This is a genomic window from Dolichospermum sp. FACHB-1250, assembly GCF_014696335.1.
GTDB classification, from domain to species: Bacteria; Cyanobacteriota; Cyanobacteriia; order Cyanobacteriales; family Nostocaceae; genus Dolichospermum; species Dolichospermum planctonicum.
The window spans coordinates 1-15,958 of sequence record NZ_JACJPZ010000075.1; the positions used below are offsets into that span (position 1 = coordinate 1).

The 15,958-nt window shown below is 37.4% G+C and carries 21 protein-coding genes and 1 pseudogene; 11 read left to right on the forward strand and 11 right to left on the reverse strand.

What is annotated here, in order from left to right; translation table 11 throughout:
- Window positions 1-93 precede the first annotated feature (93 nt).
- Window positions 94-1,326: a glycoside hydrolase family protein gene (locus H6F39_RS18815; RefSeq protein ID WP_190397211.1), complete on the reverse strand. Its 1,233-nt coding sequence runs from the start codon at window positions 1,324-1,326 to the stop codon at window positions 94-96.
- Window positions 1,327-1,590: 264 nt separating this feature from the next.
- On the opposite strand from H6F39_RS18815, the gene H6F39_RS18820 reads away from it, so the two are divergent.
- From H6F39_RS18820 to H6F39_RS18830, 4 genes are all read left to right on the forward strand, one after another.
- Entirely contained in the window at window positions 1,591-2,097 is a 507-nt protein-coding gene (locus H6F39_RS18820; RefSeq protein ID WP_190397212.1) for a hypothetical protein, read from the forward strand.
- A gap of 598 nt (window positions 2,098-2,695) precedes the next feature.
- Window positions 2,696-2,899: a hypothetical protein gene (locus H6F39_RS21240; protein ID WP_347238712.1), complete on the forward strand. Its 204-nt coding sequence runs from the start codon at window positions 2,696-2,698 to the stop codon at window positions 2,897-2,899.
- Window positions 2,900-2,961: 62 nt separating this feature from the next.
- Window positions 2,962-3,288, forward strand: coding sequence for a hypothetical protein (locus H6F39_RS21245; RefSeq protein WP_322745893.1), 327 nt, complete (start codon window positions 2,962-2,964; stop codon window positions 3,286-3,288).
- Between the two features lie 18 nt (window positions 3,289-3,306).
- Window positions 3,307-3,681, forward strand: a complete 375-nt coding sequence (locus tag H6F39_RS18830) for a hypothetical protein (RefSeq protein WP_190372309.1) — start codon at window positions 3,307-3,309, stop codon at window positions 3,679-3,681.
- A gap of 41 nt (window positions 3,682-3,722) precedes the next feature.
- Here the strand turns inward: H6F39_RS18830 and H6F39_RS18835 are convergent, their stop codons facing one another.
- Window positions 3,723-4,196, reverse strand: coding sequence for a hydrogenase maturation protease (locus H6F39_RS18835; RefSeq protein WP_137908522.1), 474 nt, complete (start codon window positions 4,194-4,196; stop codon window positions 3,723-3,725).
- Between the two features lie 342 nt (window positions 4,197-4,538).
- Here H6F39_RS18835 and H6F39_RS18840 point away from each other — a divergent pair, with 342 nt between their 5' ends.
- Both H6F39_RS18840 and H6F39_RS18845 read left to right on the forward strand, forming a co-directional pair.
- Window positions 4,539-4,940 carry a type II toxin-antitoxin system RelE/ParE family toxin gene (locus tag H6F39_RS18840; RefSeq protein WP_137908523.1) on the forward strand — a complete coding sequence of 134 codons (402 nt, stop codon included), beginning with the start codon at window positions 4,539-4,541 and terminating at the stop codon, window positions 4,938-4,940.
- Window positions 4,927-5,238 (forward strand): helix-turn-helix transcriptional regulator, encoded by a 312-nt coding sequence (locus H6F39_RS18845; protein WP_137908524.1) that lies wholly within the window; start codon window positions 4,927-4,929, stop codon window positions 5,236-5,238. The genes H6F39_RS18840 and H6F39_RS18845 overlap by 14 nt, the downstream gene beginning before the upstream one ends.
- Window positions 5,239-5,559: 321 nt before the next feature.
- Here the strand turns inward: H6F39_RS18845 and H6F39_RS18850 are convergent, their stop codons facing one another.
- From H6F39_RS18850 to H6F39_RS18885, 8 genes are all read right to left on the reverse strand, one after another.
- Window positions 5,560-5,979, reverse strand: a complete 420-nt coding sequence (locus H6F39_RS18850) for a putative toxin-antitoxin system toxin component, PIN family (RefSeq protein ID WP_190397218.1) — start codon at window positions 5,977-5,979, stop codon at window positions 5,560-5,562.
- The gene (locus H6F39_RS18855) at window positions 5,972-6,223 is read right to left on the reverse strand and encodes a type II toxin-antitoxin system Phd/YefM family antitoxin (protein ID WP_028089534.1); all 252 of its coding nucleotides are present in this window, start codon (window positions 6,221-6,223) and stop codon (window positions 5,972-5,974) included. The genes H6F39_RS18850 and H6F39_RS18855 overlap by 8 nt, the downstream gene beginning before the upstream one ends.
- 368 nt (window positions 6,224-6,591) lie before the next feature.
- Window positions 6,592-7,080 carry an NC domain-containing protein gene (locus H6F39_RS18860; protein ID WP_190397213.1) on the reverse strand — a complete coding sequence of 163 codons (489 nt, stop codon included), beginning with the start codon at window positions 7,078-7,080 and terminating at the stop codon, window positions 6,592-6,594.
- 183 nt (window positions 7,081-7,263) lie between these two features.
- On the reverse strand, window positions 7,264-7,686 hold the full coding sequence (locus tag H6F39_RS18865) for a hypothetical protein (RefSeq protein ID WP_137909345.1): 423 nt from the start codon (window positions 7,684-7,686) through the stop codon (window positions 7,264-7,266).
- 183 nt (window positions 7,687-7,869) lie between these two features.
- On the reverse strand, window positions 7,870-9,465 hold the full coding sequence (locus H6F39_RS18870; RefSeq protein ID WP_190372307.1) for a nickel-dependent hydrogenase large subunit: 1,596 nt from the start codon (window positions 9,463-9,465) through the stop codon (window positions 7,870-7,872).
- Between the two features lie 50 nt (window positions 9,466-9,515).
- Entirely contained in the window at window positions 9,516-10,478 is a 963-nt protein-coding gene (locus H6F39_RS18875) for a hydrogenase small subunit (RefSeq protein ID WP_190397214.1), read from the reverse strand.
- Between the two features lie 480 nt (window positions 10,479-10,958).
- Window positions 10,959-11,165: an RNA-binding S4 domain-containing protein gene (locus tag H6F39_RS18880; RefSeq protein WP_137909362.1), complete on the reverse strand. Its 207-nt coding sequence runs from the start codon at window positions 11,163-11,165 to the stop codon at window positions 10,959-10,961.
- Between the two features lie 51 nt (window positions 11,166-11,216).
- Window positions 11,217-11,678: a nitrate reductase associated protein gene (locus tag H6F39_RS18885; RefSeq protein ID WP_137909363.1), complete on the reverse strand. Its 462-nt coding sequence runs from the start codon at window positions 11,676-11,678 to the stop codon at window positions 11,217-11,219.
- Window positions 11,679-11,779: 101 nt separating this feature from the next.
- Here H6F39_RS18885 and H6F39_RS18890 point away from each other — a divergent pair, with 101 nt between their 5' ends.
- Complete coding sequence (locus H6F39_RS18890) at window positions 11,780-12,415, forward strand: molybdenum cofactor guanylyltransferase (RefSeq protein WP_190397215.1); 636 nt, start codon at window positions 11,780-11,782, stop codon at window positions 12,413-12,415.
- 132 nt (window positions 12,416-12,547) lie between these two features.
- On the opposite strand, the gene H6F39_RS18895 is transcribed toward H6F39_RS18890, so the two are convergent.
- Entirely contained in the window at window positions 12,548-13,177 is a 630-nt protein-coding gene (locus tag H6F39_RS18895) for a hypothetical protein (RefSeq protein WP_190397216.1), read from the reverse strand.
- A gap of 649 nt (window positions 13,178-13,826) precedes the next feature.
- On the opposite strand from H6F39_RS18895, the gene H6F39_RS18900 reads away from it, so the two are divergent.
- The 4 genes and pseudogenes from H6F39_RS18900 to H6F39_RS18915 form a co-directional block, all read left to right on the forward strand.
- Window positions 13,827-14,795: a hypothetical protein gene (locus H6F39_RS18900; RefSeq protein ID WP_190397217.1), complete on the forward strand. Its 969-nt coding sequence runs from the start codon at window positions 13,827-13,829 to the stop codon at window positions 14,793-14,795.
- 10 nt (window positions 14,796-14,805) lie between these two features.
- A complete protein-coding gene (locus H6F39_RS18905) occupies window positions 14,806-15,069 on the forward strand; it encodes a hypothetical protein (RefSeq protein WP_028089732.1) in 264 nt (87 codons plus the stop codon).
- Window positions 15,070-15,077: 8 nt separating this feature from the next.
- Window positions 15,078-15,302, forward strand: coding sequence for a hypothetical protein (locus H6F39_RS18910; RefSeq protein ID WP_028083582.1), 225 nt, complete (start codon window positions 15,078-15,080; stop codon window positions 15,300-15,302).
- 158 nt (window positions 15,303-15,460) lie between these two features.
- Window positions 15,461-15,958, forward strand: a pseudogene (locus tag H6F39_RS18915) (N-6 DNA methylase); the annotation flags it as partial.

Below are 15,958 nucleotides of genomic sequence, written 5' to 3' on the forward strand. Positions count from 1 at the left end.
GGACATTAGAATCCCTCAATGAAGCGATGACGATTGCAGTTAATTATCTTACAGAAGATGATGCTTTCAACTGGTTCAACCACTGTGGCTTATTTACCTGAAAACTGCTGTAATCCAGTTCCAATCAGCATGAAATCCAAATGCGTCACGGTCATCTGATTGCTTACCAACGAACGGAACCCATACAGGACCAAGTCCGTTGTGTGAGTCTGGATGGGATGCGTTATAATTATCTTTACCTCCTGCCCAGTCAATATCGCCGATAATATAGCTACCTTGAGGAATTGGCTGTAGACTACCTGGAAAACTGTCAGGATCGCTAAATAGTAAGAAACGCTGCGCTCTTGGTCCGCCAGATACAACCTCTAGGGATTCAACCACACCTCGTGTGGGATGTACAAACTCCAATTTACACAATTTCAAGCCTTCATACGCATCTTTACTGGTGCGTGTAAGGTGACAGTAAACACCTCTATCCGGTGTAGGAGCAGGAACAAGTCCTCGCGCTCGTCTTAAAGCATTTTCGATCGCTCTTTTGGTTTCTGGTCCGACCTTACCATCAATTTTGCTTAAAGCCTCACGTCTTTGCAGCAGTTCAACAGCACTTTTGGTAATATCATTAAACTCATTTGGCTGCGGAGCCATCCGCAGGAATCCCAATCCTGCAAGAGCGCAATTGAGGATGTAGCAATCATCTCCCACATCACCCTTGACAATTAATGCACTGGTAAATGGTAGAGGTACGGGAGCAGGGTGATAGGGACGTTCTTCTACTAATGAAGTAGTAGGGGTTGTAGTTGGGACTGAAGTGGAACTTGCAGAATTTCCCACCGAAGGATTTAACCCATCTCTTCGGAACAAAGCTTCTTCGTCATTACGACGATTGACTAATCCTGGCAAAACTTTTGTATTACCATTGTCTGTACCATTTACCCAACGGTCAAATTCGCGGGCTGCACCTTCGTAATCTACGTCATTATTAAGTTTTCGTAATAGTGTTGACTCACCAAATGCTCCAATGCCAATGTTATAAACAAAGGAAACTAAGGCATCAAACATACCTTGTGTTAAAGCTGCTCGACAAAGCTGATCAACATCTTTTGCTGCTTCTTCAACTTCCAGTTTAAGCCAGCGTTCTGCTGTTGTTTCATTGATAACATCACCGGGCTGAATGGGTCTGTTCAAATCCAAGTGTTCTATAGAGCCGAACCCAATCGTCCATATTCCAACTGGATCTTTATACGCTCCAATCAAACCATCAGGGCGCTTCTGGTGCAACCCTTCCCATTTTTTAATTAAACTAAAACACTCGTTACTTGGTTTCATGCTTTTAACTTTAGGCTAAAGTTCTTTTGAGATCATCTTCAAATTTTTTGATATACCTCCAGTAATGTTGAGGGTTCACAAAAAATAAGATATGTTAAAAGGTACTATGTTTCCTTTTGTTTTTCACCCACGTTACACCACTTACCTAAACCTGAAAAGCGGAAAAAAGCGGATTGCAAAAAAAAATTACAAACAGACGGAAAAAAGCTGAAAAGTACGGATAAAGTCTGCTATCATTACTTATGTCGCGTTACATTTTTAGCCATGCAGGTTCACGAACTACTACAACTTGTGGATGACGCTGTTTATCTCAACACGGGAAAGCATCTCAATGACTTGCAACGTGGAGTTATTGAGGGGACATTAAAGTATCAAAAGTATGCTGATATTGCGGAAAATTGTGGTTGTAGCGCGGGTCATGCAAAGGATGTAGGTTACGAACTTTTAAAAATGTTATCTGATATTTTTGGTGAACCAGTTGATAAAAGTAATCTTAAATCAGTTTTAGAACGACAAGGAAATGTGAATATTTCTTTGGTTAATAATAGTAGTAATATATTTGGAAAGGGCTGTATAAATATTGGTTCTAAACAACCTAAAACTAAACCAGATAAAAGTCATTCTGGTGATTCTAAATTAAAGCAACGAAATCAGAATAAAACTCAGATAGAAAAGATTAGTAAATTAAGGTATTTTGGCTTAAATGATCAGCAAATTGCAGAGGTGTTAGAGTTACCTTTAGAGGTAATTAAACAGGTAGTATCGGAATAATAAAACTTTTAATTTCCAAGACGCTACTATTAATTAAACATCAAAAATGTGTTTAAATGTGTTTAAAAATAAAGGTAAAAAGCCAGATCCCATAAAAAACACCTAAAATGTTAATAAATAATGCCCGTATTTATTACGTGATCAGGATTTCGTATAAATTGCGGGTAAATCCCTCTGCGGGGGGTTTATATCCTACGGAAGTTTATGTACAGACACGCGGTGTAGAAGGAATAATAGTTGAGAATAATTGTCTGACCTTAATTTATAAATTAGGCGATGATGGATGAGAAAATTATGTTATACTAAATAAATGTATCAACAGATTCATCTTTTTAGTTAGTTGTGTTTATCATAGGTCTAGCTGGAAATATCAAGACAGGAGTTGTAGATATTGTTTGTTGGACAGCGGACACCATTTAAGCGCTATCGCTGCTTGAGCATATCTTCACGAAAAAAACATACAACTATGTTTTGATTTTGATAAACTTATTCTCAATGCAGATTTGGGATTTGAGAACCAGGAGTTTATTACTAGTTGTGTGATTTCGACAAGCAGCGCGAAAAAAACTAGTCAGACGCTTAAGACTACCTATATCTTTTGTCTGTAGTCTTGGCCATTGTTAATAAATGTGTGGAAGATGTCTATCAAGCAACGTCTTTACAGCCTAGTCACCAGCAAAAACTAGAACATCCTCAATTTACAGCGATTTTCACCGAGAACGGTTTTTTGATAACGTTGGGAATAGACGTTCTATTAGGCGTTTTCAAAAACATTCTGTTTGGAGAAAATGTCTATTGGTAATTGCTTGAGCAGTTCAACCACCAATAGCAACGGAGAATTTTGAGGAAATAGAAATTTACTCAGTGGTGCATGATATCGAGGGAATTTCACCAGGGTTCTATAAAAATACACATCTCATTGAAGCGGGTAACTTTAGGGAAAAAATAGGTTATTTGTGCATTAATCAAGCTATAGATAGAGATTGTGCTGTAACTTTGTTTTTTGTGTCCAATTATTTGAGTTATCAAACCGCTGTGCAATTAGCCGGATTTATTGGAAAGAGTGTGTATTTATTTAGCAATTATTGGCAAATAGATTGTAGTAGGATTGGTGCTTTTTATGATGATGAAACCCAAGACTTTCTACAAACCAATAAGGACGTATTGTACGCAATGGCAATTGGTAAATAAATAGGAAAATAACGGGAAATGACGAAAAAAGAATCTCAATTCCATGCTGATGATAAACATCCTATACAGCCAACATCAGTAGATATTATGCTTAGGCAACAATTGGAACATTCAATTAGTAAATACTTTTATGAAGGATGCGATCGCATTATTCATAATTTGTTGTCTAATTGTCGTTGGTATGCCACAACCCACGCTAGTATTTTGACTTTAGTCATTGAATGTCCCGACCAAGTTACTAACTGGCGAATTTTGCAACAAATTGTTCCCATGGCCAATGTTCTTTCTGGCATTGTTAGCAGTGCCAAAATTCGTATTTGTCCACCTGATCATCAAACTGTACCTTTTGAAATGAGGGTAGATGAGTTACCAGTTTATCGTGATTGGATCTGATTTAATTGAGGATTTGAGAATTTAGGATTTGAGATTGTTGATTAAGCCATGACATTCTGCTGGATAACTGTAATTAGTTCAGCAAAAACTAAATCAGCAGAACGTCGAACCACGGGACTTAATTCCAGCCCCAAATCCAGATTTCCAGCTTCAATTAAATAAACTGTCACCTCTTGGGGAAAATCATCACCAAAGATTTTTCTCCCAGCCGCCAAAGCATGATCCCAACGAAAATCATGTAAGTTGTAACTAGGTTCGGGTAGCGCCTCTAATTCGTTCCCTGGGACTTTAAATATAGCACCTGCTTCTGAACCTGTGCAACTAGCATCAAGAATAATTAATTTTTTACTTCCTCTCGCTTGAAACATCACTTCCATTCCCGCAGTTCCACAGTCAAAAACACGGATTTTGGGGTGAGGATTTTGGGCGAGATATTGCTGTAAACCTTGGGCAATAATTACGCCGACAGCATCATCACTGCGATTCAGATTACCACAACCAATGATAGTTAGCATGAGATATTTATCCTAACATGAATATTATCAACTTGGCACAAAAAATTAAAATTTATGGAAATTCTGACTACATCTTTAATCATTGACTTTATACTGAGTTTAAATAAGTGAACGGAAAAAAACCGACATCAGTAACGAAAAGTAAAGTTGCCCGAAACCGTTCGGCTGACGCTCACGGCGAAGCCTCTTTTCTGTTAAGAGTTAAGAGTTAAGAGTTCCCTCACTATAACGACAATTTTTAACGCCAACCTACTTACGCAAAACACCAAACATGGAGGTTATTGTGCCAAAGTATCCAAGTTGGCCTATAATAACAATATTGATATAGTGAGAGAGTGTGCAGTGCCTGAAACCCAGGTTGTTTTCTACCAGGAGGAGGATGGGGAAGTACCTGTTCTGGAATGGTTGACGCGACTTTTAAAAGAAGACCGCAAAGGATATGCAAACTGTGTAGCCCGCATCAAGCAGCTTGCGGCTTTAGGATACGAACTGCGTCGCCCTGGGGCGGATTACTTGCGAGATGGAATTTATGAATTGCGGGCAAAGCATATTCATGTCCAGTACCGGATTTTGTACTTCTTTCATGGGCAAAACGTGGCGATTCTGGCACAAGCCATTACGAAAGAACAAGCAGCAGTACCAGCAATTGATATCGAACGAGCGATAGCGCGAAAGCGTTTATTTGAGGAAAACCCAGAAACACACACTTACTACGAGGAGGAAGATGATGATGGCCAAGACTAAGGATGCGATTAAAATTATCGACAAGATGACTCGTACTGATCCTCAACTTGAGGCAATGGTAGCGGTATCTGCCATTAATGGAGAAGTGGCACAGTTAATATATGAAGCCAGAACCAAAGCAGGGTTAACGCAGAAACAGTTGGCTGAACTGATTGGTACAAAACAACCAGTAATTGCACGGCTAGAAGATGCTGACTATGAAGGACATTCTCTTTCCATGCTGCAAAAAATCGCTCATGCTCTGAATCAGCGGGTAGTAATTCATCTAACTCCAATGGATGAACAGCAAATTGCATAGTGACTGGCAGAGGGTAAGGTGGAGTAAAACTTTCAGTGGGGAAATAGATTTTCTGCGATAGCGAAGCGCTCCGTAGGAATCGCTTATTTCACCCTTTTTATTGATATCAGGGTCTTGGTAAGAACTTACTTATATTAAGAATTTTGCTAAAAATATCATTGATATTATTGCTTATAAATATATTCGGGAAGGTCAAGAAATTACGATTAATTATAATGGACAGGTTGATGATATTTCTCCTGTGTGGTTTGATGTGGAGGAATAAAGCTAACCCAGAGGCGCTCCAGTCGCAGAGAGATGAAGAAATGAGCAGGTTATTGTTTAACTTTTATCCGTTTGTGCTAGAAAATCCTTTGGTGATAAAATAGGAATGTTTTCATAGCATTTAAGCAACAATAAATCTTCATCTCCGGTAATAATTAAATCGGCATTACCAGCCATGGCAAGTGAGAGAAATTTATCGTCTTTTGGATCTCGACAAACTTGCACATGATTGACTATATCAACTATCTCAGCCAGATTTTTTAGATATAAAATAAACTTTTGTCGCTCTTCAAAACTGACATAATTATCAAATTTTTTCCTAGAGAGAACCATTTCTAACTCTGTAAGTGTGTCCGCAGAAACAAGAATGTGATGGAAATCCAAAGCATAACGAACTGCTTGAGAAGTGATAGATTTGGGAGTTAGTAAACGACTCACAAAACAATTAGTGTCAATGACAATTTTTTGCTCAATCATCACTTTCAAGAATTTCCTTGAGCCTTTCTTCTGTCATACCTTTTGCTTCAGCATTTTTGCCAACTTGATCACAAAATTCCTGAAACTCATTTTTTAGCAATTTAGTCAATCTTTGATACTCTAAGACAGATAGCACTACAACTAAATCTTGTTCCTGACGCTGAATGGTTATTGGTTCTTTTTGAGCTTTATCTAAAAATTCTGCAAAATTTTGTTTTGCTTCCGTGGCAGATAGGTAAATCATAATATACCTCCTTTCTCTTTATGATAACTCAAATTTGTTATTTGACTATTTCCTTAACTCCGACTATCTTATTAACTCACCAGAAGTATCTGAACGGCTACGGATATCCACATACACTATGTCCGGTTTTCACTAACTAAATCTATGACTTAACTTAAATACGACTATGTGATACTAAGACTATTTAACACATCCATCTGTGGCACATTTGATTGCAATTTGCTACAAGGACATAAATTCCCATTTCTAATATTCAAAATTAACATCCTGTAAATCCTTAAATCCTATAAATCCTGATTCAGACACAGGTTTATAATTCACTTACCCCTTTTTACGTTGGGATTTATTACGCTTAAGCAAATCCACAATTATTTATTATCTTTTTGTTTTCTTTCAGCATCTCGTTTAGCCCAAAAATCATCTCGTGCTGTTTGTTGCTCAATAAGTTTCTTTTGTTTGATTTTCTGCAAATTCCCTTCAAGGTGATCTAGGATTGATTTTTCAATTTCCAGATATTTGATACTACGAACAGTGTGAACAGGTTGAACAATTTGTACTAAAGCTGCACCAAATTTGGTTATTATCATTTCTTCTGTCTGTCCTGAATATCTTTGACCAGTTTTCACATACCACGCAAACATTTCACAGTTATTGGAGTGGATATTATATTGACCAAATAAATCAGCATATTCATGAACGCGCTGTAGTTCTTTTTCTGTGAGTTCTACCGTTCCATTCCGTTCAACCCCAGCCGGACCCCAACCAACAGAATTATTGAAGTTACCATCTTTACTCAGGTAATAATGACGCGCGATTCCTAATGTAGAATCAATCGGTATGCTGTAAATACTCACCATAAGTCTATAGTTTTATGTTTTATGTATATAAAACGCTATATTTATCAAAAATGTTGAATGGCATAACAAAACTTTATATATTGAGATACACTTAGCTTATAACTGCCATTTTTATCTTAACCAAATCAATTTTCTCAACCATAGTAATTGTTTTCATGGGTGGGAATTACCCACCCTATAAATCTATAAACTTACACCATGCTTTTGGGAAATTTCCACAAGTCGCTCATATTGATGTTGTGATGCTTTCGCTAAAATTGCATCAGCTTCTTCTGGATTAGTACCATCTTTAGGAATTAAATACTTAACATAAAGAGAAACAAAATCAACCACCGCAGCTAAACCTGTTAATTCGTGTTTATCAGCTTGTTTTCCGGCAATTACAGCCACCAAACCGGCTCTAATTGGGTCAGGTCTGACTTTCATAAATTGATCAACTAGTTGCTTAGAATAATCCGCTGGGGCTAAATTCTTGAACTTACTTTGATCAGGTTTAAATTCTAATCCTGCGGCTGTTGACTGCTCCAACATACACCATTCTATAAATTCTTGCAGTACGGCATCAGGAAGCTGGGGAAGATATTGATGTAGTTCTAAATTAGACACAATTAGTTACCAATTTTAGTATTTTCTAATTCCTAATTGATAATTCTTCATCTGATAATTAGGAATTATCAATTATTCCTTAAAATTCAGACTAACTCACGGATTTAGGAACTTTTGTACAGTAAATAACAATTATATAGAACCCTGACTTCTTGAAGAAGTCCGGGATCTGAATCATATAAATTAAGCTGTTCTAAACCGTGCCAATTCTTCACCAGTTTTTGCGTCATGGGCATGAACAGTACACACCAAACACGAATCAAAAGAACGGGCTACATGACCAACTTCTACCGGGTCTTTAGGGTCTTGAATTGGCGTTCCTATTAATGCCTTTTCAATTGGTCCTAGTTCTCCTGCACCGTCACGGGGTCCGATATTCCAAGTACCGGGAGCGATAACTTGGTATTGTTTAATTTTGCCTTTTTCGATCTCTACCCAGTGACATAATGCACCTCTAGCGGCTTCCGTTGCACCCCAACCTTTACCATCTTTTTCTTCGGGTTTAATATACCAAGGATCGTTTAATTTGAACTCCCTTAAACACCGTTCAGCTTGACGATATAGTTTAACTATTTCGTGGACTCTTCCTAATTGTCTAACATGAACACTTGCACCCCCCATTTTCTTAAATGTATCCAGAATAAATGGGTCATAATGTTGCCAAGATTCCCCATGATTTCCGCCGGCAACTAATTGACGCGCTAGAGGTCCTGCTTCTAAACGTCCTAAGTCTTGGTGGAGGACAGCACTTGACCAAGAATATGCCCCATTAAAGTCTTTTTGATTGTGATTAATTGGGTTTGTAGTGCGATCGCTTGGATGCCAATCTTGGCTACCCTCATCATACCAGGAATGGGTTAAATTCTCCCGAGCAAATGCTTGATTCATCAAGCTATGAGTATCAGTAAAACTATCATAAACACCACTTTTCATAATCACAGCAGCATTACGTCCTTCAACGGTGGGCTTATTGTATTTATCCTCATGGGGAATATAACCCCAAGTCACATATTTACCCACACCCGCACCATATCTATCCAAACCGATATCTAACCCCATTCTCCAATATAAACCCAAGTCAGATTCTCGATGTTTAACATCTTCATTTAACCACTTTTGAAAATCCTCATAAGATTGAATTTCTTCATATCTTTCTAAAGAACATCCTAACCACACTGGTTCTAACCAATTAGTGCGGAAATATTCCAAAATTGCCCAGGCGCGGGTAATATCAGTTAAAGTTGGGGCGCACATTACTCCACCAGGCACCATATAACTGCTGTGCGGCCATTGTCCACCTAATAAAGCGTAAATTTCCACAGGTTTTCCAGAAATTGTAATACCGATTTCATAGGATTTACCTGTGAAAGCAGCAAAGCGCCGACAAGCTTCATCATAAAAGTGACTGCGGCGATAATTTTTATTAGTTAAATCAATGGCAAATAGTCCGTAAAAATAGCGAGGAATACTTTGAATCGTTTCGACAATTTGCCCTAAGTTTCTCGCTAAAATTGCATTTCTGGGAACTTCTGTTCCCCAAGCTGTGTCCAACGCCCAAGAGGCAGAACTGAGGTGAGAACCGCCACAAATACCACAAATTCTGGGAGTAACAATTAAGCCGGCTTGGGGATCTTTTCCGCGTAAAATTATTTCAAAACCCCGAAAAAGTTCGGCATGAGTCCAGGCGTTGGTGACATATCCATTTTCGATTTCGACACGCACATCTAAATCACCCTCGACTCTACCAACGGGTGAAATATCTAAGGTTTGAATTGGCATATTTTCTGGGTAATTGGTAATAGGTAATTGTTTCTACTAATGATCAATAACTAAACGGTAAAAAAGTCTTCCTCTGCCCATTTTGGGGCTGCGTCTTTGGCGACAACGGTAAGCACTGCGTAATCTTTATGGTTGACTCCGGGAGGTATTTCTTTGGGTACTCCCATGACGGTTTGGGTTTTAAAAACTGTTCCGGGTTCAAGGTCAAAAAAGGGAAATTCCGGTTCTGTACAGCCTAAACAGGGCATTCCAGCCCGGGTTTTGGAGGAGACGCGGTTCCAAAGAATACGGTTACAGGAAGAACGGGTCATGGGTCCACGACAACCTAAGTCGTAAAATAGACAACCTTTCCGTTGGCCAAATTCCCCGGTTGTGGCTTTGTATGCAAAGTGAATATTGCGGGTACAACCAGTTTGGGTGAAGGTATTAAAGAAGGTTTGGGGACGATGTAGTTCATCGAGAACTATATCATCAATTCGTCCGGTGGCGATCGCTACTAATATCTGCGTTATCCAGTCGGGGTGTGCAGGACAACCGGGAATATTAATGACGGGTAAACCACCTTGACTGATAAAATCTGAACCTAAAAAACCGCCTTTTTCCCGTTTCAGAAATTGTAGTCCTTTGGAGTCGCTGGGGTTGGGTGACATTGCGGGAATTCCCCCCCAGGTCGCACAGTCTCCTACTGCGACAATGAATTTGGCAACTTTGGCTAAATCGTTTAACCAATCTTTCATAGGACGGTCTGCAAACCGGTTCCATTCTCCTGTACCATTAGGGGCGTTAACTACGCTGCCTTCAAATACTAAAATATCCAGGGGCGTTTTCCCTAAAATACAGTCCCATAACATGATTTGGACGTTATCACCCAATTCTAAACCCAGGGAAGGATGCCAAAGTATTTTCATGCCGAAATCAGCAATTAAATCACAAGCTGTCGGTTCTTCCGCATTCAGAAATGACATGGTGTTACCTGAACAAGCACCACCTTGTAGCCAAAGTACATTAGTCATTAGCTATGTATTTTTATATATGTTGACAATGGACAATTAAGGAAGTTTTCGAGGGGTATAATTTCCCTTTTTTCAGGATTTAGCTTGTAGATTTTGACCCTCTTGATCATTAATTTGGACTCCTATTTGATTTGTGGGCCAGATTTGTATTAACCAACCACTTGGGACACAGAGATCACGGAGGAGGAGAACAGGGAGATGTCTATGTCTACTGCAATTGCCACAAACACATTTTCTTTAGGAGTGCTATAGCTATATTTGTTATTATAATCTAAGGTATTATTTAAGTCAATTACCTTTTTTCTAAATAAAACTTAAAAGTTTTTGAATAGGCAAATGGCAGTAAAATAACAAATAAATAACAAGTATAAAAATTAATTAATTATCAGGACGTGATACAGCATTTCCCGATCTTATGAAGTACAGATATTAATAATAAAACTCTTGTGGTGCGGGCATCTTGCCTGCACAAAGTGTACTTCACTCAATCTCAACTTGCTGTATAATTTCCCCTACTTTAAAAGTTTCTCGTCCTATTGTCACTATATCATCATCTCCTAATTTTCGTCCCCTTCTTGTTTCCACTATACCATTCACTTTCACCTCACCATCAAGTATCAACAATTTCGCTTGACCTCCCGTAGAGGTTATACCAATAAACTTTAAAAACTGGTCTAATTTAATCATTTGCCTTTACTAATTACTTAAAAAGTATCATCTATAGCAATATAGCAGAATTTAGGATTTTGGCAATAAATTAAATTCTACCAAAGCCGGTAAAAAGTTTTTATTTTCATGGCTAGGACGACTGAGTTTAATTAGGACAAACCGCTGTAAAATGGTTAAATTTTCCCAAGCCTCGATAGTGATAATTATACCTATTTCTTGAGCTTTTTCGTCAACACTTCTGGGAATATTGGTAGTATCTAGCCATGCTGGATCAGGTTCAATTGGTAATTCAGCTACAGATTTACCAGTCAGTTTCAATACTAGCTGCTGAATATAATCTCTGTAATTATGAATTTGACTATCTGTATCACAAGGTAATATGATTAATTTTTGACGTGATTCTTGATTCATCTGATTCCATTCTGCTAATTTTAGCTTAATTCCGCAAGTATCTAGTTTGTAACGTACTAGCATAGGAATACAGCGCAAGGAATCAACAAAATCCGCTTCAAATTCAAAAAAATCTGTCATAAAATGGGTGTTATTTTTTGATCAAAAATAGATTTATATAGTTATTGTAAATGATTTATGAGAAAATAAAGTTAAATTTTATTAAATAGAATCCAAATATTATGAATATTGATTCTCAATATGATCTGACTACTATTATTTTAGCTGGTGGTAAAAGCACTCGCATGGGTAGAGATAAAGCTTTAATTCCCATGGGCGGTGTGCCTATGTTAAGATTAATTTGTACTATTGCAGCGGCTTGTACGGATAAAGTTTATATTGTCACTCCCTGGCCAGAACGTTATCAAGAATTACTCACACCTCAAAGTCAATTTATTCGAGAAGTTCCTTTACCTGGGGAAACTGGCAATGAACCCCGCACCCATGGACCCCTTGTAGGTTTTATGCAAGGTTTAGCAGCAGTAGAAACAAATTGGGTACTTTTATTGGCTTGTGATTTACCAAATTTACGGCTAGAAATATTGCAAAATTGGATAGGTCAATTAAACACAATTCCCGAAAATAAAATAGCAGCTTTGGTACAAAATCATCAAATTTGGCAACCTTTATGTGGTTTTTATCGTCGTCGTTGTTTACCGGAATTAAGGCAGTATATTGAAGCAGGTGGACGTTCTTTTCAGCAGTGGTTAAAATCTTATTCAGTAGAAGTATTACCTTTGGAAGATTCACAAATGCTATTTAATTTTAACAAGAACATCCCCGAATTAAAAGAAATCGGGGATTTAAAGAGACTCTAAATGGTCTAAAAATAATAATTTCCCTAAGCACATTTCCTTAAATTTGCGAATCTGGATAAAATTAGACGCGATTAGATTAATTAATATTTATCCAACTTAGCTTTTTAAAATTTGCTTAGTTAAATACTGTTATTAATCAACGTTGCTTAAGCATTCAGACTTAACTGGTTCAAAATTAAGGTTCTTGATTTTCCCTTGGGCGATTTTTCTTTTAGCAAAAACGCCAGCCCCAAATACCATTGTTGCACCCACTAAAGGAAGCGCGTCTGTTTCCCAGGGAACTGCTGTTACGATACCACCACTAATACCACGTGAATTACTTGCCCCCGTATTGAACGCAAACTCCCTAGTGCCAGCAGAAAAGGGAGGAGTAGATTTGGTTATAGTCGTACTCTGGCCAATGGACAGGGGTAAAGCTTGATCAAAAGCTACTACCAATGTCCGTTCAAATTCAGGATTGGCTAATTTATAATCAAGAGTGAAGCCAGAGGGGCTAAAATTCGACAGGGTAGAACCCTGCGCTGCACTATAAGTAAAAGCACTGAGTAAAGATGTACTACTAGCTTGAGTTACACTGAAAGACCAATCTGTATACGTTGAGCCATCGTATTTGAAATATCCCCTTAGTGTTCCACCGTTGCTGAATGTACCACCTGAGATCTCGTAATTGGTTACAATAGCATGGGCGGGTGATAAAGCGCCACTGCCAAAAATACTGGCAACAGATAATCCGGTTAAAAGCGCAATTTTCTGTAAATTCATAAGGTCTCTTGGTTATTGAATGAACAAAGATTGTAAAATACACATCTAGCTGATGATACCAGTTATGGTAAAAGATGTCAAGTAGTTTTACTAAAACAAGTAAACAGTAGATAAATATTTCTAATCATCTACATAGATAATCATATAAATATATGATGTAATAAATATGGATTGGAGTGATCAACTGTACTGCATTTAGTTTGTATAATTATAGTTTGTATAATTATAGCGGGCAGGATGCCCGCACCACAAACAAGATTTAACCATATTAGGATGGTACAATTTAGCTGGGTAACAGCTTAGTAAAAGCTATCATTCAAGTTGTAAATTACAGTAAATTTTTTTAAACTGAGATTAATATTGGTAAATTTACTCTAGATTTTCATCAAGCAAATGTTTTATAGTGGAAAATATTGGTGTTGTTGCCCTTGTACTCAAGTTCGTGAATAGGAAATAAGTAAAAACTCCCTATTTAGCTTTAGGTAAATTTTGCTTTCAGCTAGGAAATTGATCAAAAAAGTGGGTTTCATAATTTGTCATGAAACAATGATAAATCCAGAAATCTGCATCAACTCGAAAACTGCGTAAATCAGCTTAGTTAATAACCCAAATGTGTGAGTATTGATAATTTAATTCCCCAGAATAATTTATGATATCTAGTATGACAGATTCAGCGGTAAAAGCAGCGATCGCGGCTATATCTTCCGAGTCAGCAACAACAGCAGAAAAAATCCAAATGCTGATGGAAATTGCGACAGGTTTACAAAAAAAGCCGCAAACATCCCAAGATTTACGCCATGCAATTGGGCTATTTGACCGTGCATATCAAATGTGTGGACTGGAATATGTTTTACTGAAAGCACGGGCTAAGGTGGGCAAGGCAGGGGCATTACAGATGATTCCTGATGGTGATTCCCAGTTGTTGCAAGAAGCGCGGGCAGATTATGAAGAAGCTTTACCAATTTTACAACAATTTGCCACAGCGGAGGAAGTGGCAGCAGCCCAAATGAATTTGGGTTTGGTTTTACAGTCTTTAGTTCCCGAAAATTTAGCGCGGATAACTGATAGTATTCATGTTTATCATCAGGCTTTGCGGGTGTTTACTTGGGAAAAGTATCCCCAAGAATATGCGATTTTATATAATAATATAGCGATCGCTTATCTGTCTATACCTATGTCATCAGAACGGGAATCTCTACGTCAAGGTTTAGCAATACAGTCTTTTGAAACTGCTCTCAAACATATTAACATCATTGACCATCCTAGAGAATATGCAATGTTGCAAAATAATTTAGGAAATGCTTTACAATATTTAGTGAGTTCTCATCCTGTAGAAAATAATTTACGGGCTATTTTAGCTTACAATGAAGCTTTAAAAGTGCGTAATCCTCAAGATACACCGTTAGAATATGCTAATACAATTTCTAACAAAGCTAATGTTCTTTTCAACTTACCTGACAATCCTGAAAAACCGGAATTAGGAAATCAAAGAAACCTTTTGCAAGCGCGAGAATACTATCAGCAAGCTTGGCAAATATTTACAGACAATCAACAATTAGAACAAGCAGAAATAGTAGGTAAAGCACTAGAAGATTTAGCCGCAGAAATCCAAGTATAGGAGAATCATCATGTTTGATTTTGTCAATGATCCAGAATTTATTAACTTTCTGTATAGTCTAAATACAGAATTAAATTTCACCACAGGATTTACTTGGTTAATCATTGCTGTAATTTTATCAATGGTTGGTGGTGCAATTGGTGGAATTATCCTTGCTGGTAAAGATATTGGATACAAATTTGCAGCCATAATTGGTAGTTTATTCGCACCAGCGGGGGTAATTCCTGCGGTAATTTTAGGGTTATTTATCCTGAATTTATTAGCTAATTACTAGGAGGATATATGTTAGAATTAAGTTGGTTTTCTATTAAGTTATTTTTTAAGGGTAAACTATTCCGTGACCCCATATATTTTCTGCGTCAAACCATAATTGCTAGTGGTATTGGCACAGTTATATTAGTATTACTAGCACAAGCATCAATTCCCCTTTGTATTCCCATTACTGTAGCTAGTTTAATTACGGGTGCAATTATGCCTTTTTTATTGCAAGATTTTAGAATGAAATGATTTACAGTAGGTTGGGTTGACCCCAGGAAACCCAACATCAACATTTTCATTTTCACAACTTGTTGGGTTCCGCTGTCGCTTAACCCAACCTACAAATATATTACAATTATATGCTATTATAAAAAGCAAGAAGTTTAATAAATAATTATCCAGGGATTATGTCTGATTTTAATAACTACATCCAAGATTTACAAGAAAATAGCCAACGCGGTGGAGAACGCAGTCATTACCCCAGTCTAAAACGACTAATTGAAGGTTTAATGATTGGGATTAATGCCAGAATTGAAGAAAAAGGTAATCAAGCAGGAATACCCGATTTAACTATCAGAAAAAATGAGCGGATTTTAGGATATATAGAAGCTAAAGATATTCATGTTGATTTAGGTAAAATCCAAAAAACTGCACAAATTAAACGTTATTTAGAATCCAACATTGGTGACAATTTGATTTTAACTAATTATCTAGAATTTCGGTGGTATGTAAACGGAGAATGTGAAAAAACTGCTAAACTAGCTGATTTTAAATCAGGTAAAATTATTCTGGTTAATGATTTACAACCAATTAGAGAATTACTACAATTATTCCTAAATCAAAAAGCCAAAGATATTAATAACTATTACGATTTGGCTAAAGAAATGGCAGCTTATACTAAAACC

Excerpts from the sequence above, each read along its gene's own strand:
- H6F39_RS18880 (WP_137909362.1), bottom strand. The coding sequence starts at position 11,165 with ATGATTAAATTAGACCAGTTTTTAAAGTTTATTGGTATAACCTCTACG.
- H6F39_RS18815 (WP_190397211.1), bottom strand. The coding sequence starts at position 1,326 with ATGAAACCAAGTAACGAGTGTTTTAGTTTAATTAAAAAATGGGAAGGG.
- H6F39_RS18905 (WP_028089732.1), top strand. The coding sequence starts at position 14,806 with ATGTTTGATTTTGTCAATGATCCAGAATTTATTAACTTTCTGTATAGT.
- H6F39_RS18895 (WP_190397216.1), bottom strand. The coding sequence starts at position 13,177 with ATGAATTTACAGAAAATTGCGCTTTTAACCGGATTATCTGTTGCCAGT.
- H6F39_RS18835 (WP_137908522.1), bottom strand. The coding sequence starts at position 4,196 with ATGCTAACTATCATTGGTTGTGGTAATCTGAATCGCAGTGATGATGCT.
- H6F39_RS18885 (WP_137909363.1), bottom strand. The coding sequence starts at position 11,678 with ATGACAGATTTTTTTGAATTTGAAGCGGATTTTGTTGATTCCTTGCGC.
- H6F39_RS18875 (WP_190397214.1), bottom strand. The coding sequence starts at position 10,478 with ATGACTAATGTACTTTGGCTACAAGGTGGTGCTTGTTCAGGTAACACC.
- H6F39_RS18900 (WP_190397217.1), top strand. The coding sequence starts at position 13,827 with ATGATATCTAGTATGACAGATTCAGCGGTAAAAGCAGCGATCGCGGCT.
- H6F39_RS18845 (WP_137908524.1), top strand. The coding sequence starts at position 4,927 with ATGGCCAAGACTAAGGATGCGATTAAAATTATCGACAAGATGACTCGT.
- H6F39_RS18870 (WP_190372307.1), bottom strand. The coding sequence starts at position 9,465 with ATGCCAATTCAAACCTTAGATATTTCACCCGTTGGTAGAGTCGAGGGT.
- H6F39_RS18890 (WP_190397215.1), top strand. The coding sequence starts at position 11,780 with ATGAATATTGATTCTCAATATGATCTGACTACTATTATTTTAGCTGGT.
- H6F39_RS18830 (WP_190372309.1), top strand. The coding sequence starts at position 3,307 with ATGACGAAAAAAGAATCTCAATTCCATGCTGATGATAAACATCCTATA.
- H6F39_RS18850 (WP_190397218.1), bottom strand. The coding sequence starts at position 5,979 with ATGATTGAGCAAAAAATTGTCATTGACACTAATTGTTTTGTGAGTCGT.
- H6F39_RS18820 (WP_190397212.1), top strand. The coding sequence starts at position 1,591 with ATGCAGGTTCACGAACTACTACAACTTGTGGATGACGCTGTTTATCTC.
- H6F39_RS18910 (WP_028083582.1), top strand. The coding sequence starts at position 15,078 with ATGTTAGAATTAAGTTGGTTTTCTATTAAGTTATTTTTTAAGGGTAAA.
- H6F39_RS18860 (WP_190397213.1), bottom strand. The coding sequence starts at position 7,080 with ATGGTGAGTATTTACAGCATACCGATTGATTCTACATTAGGAATCGCG.
- H6F39_RS18855 (WP_028089534.1), bottom strand. The coding sequence starts at position 6,223 with ATGATTTACCTATCTGCCACGGAAGCAAAACAAAATTTTGCAGAATTT.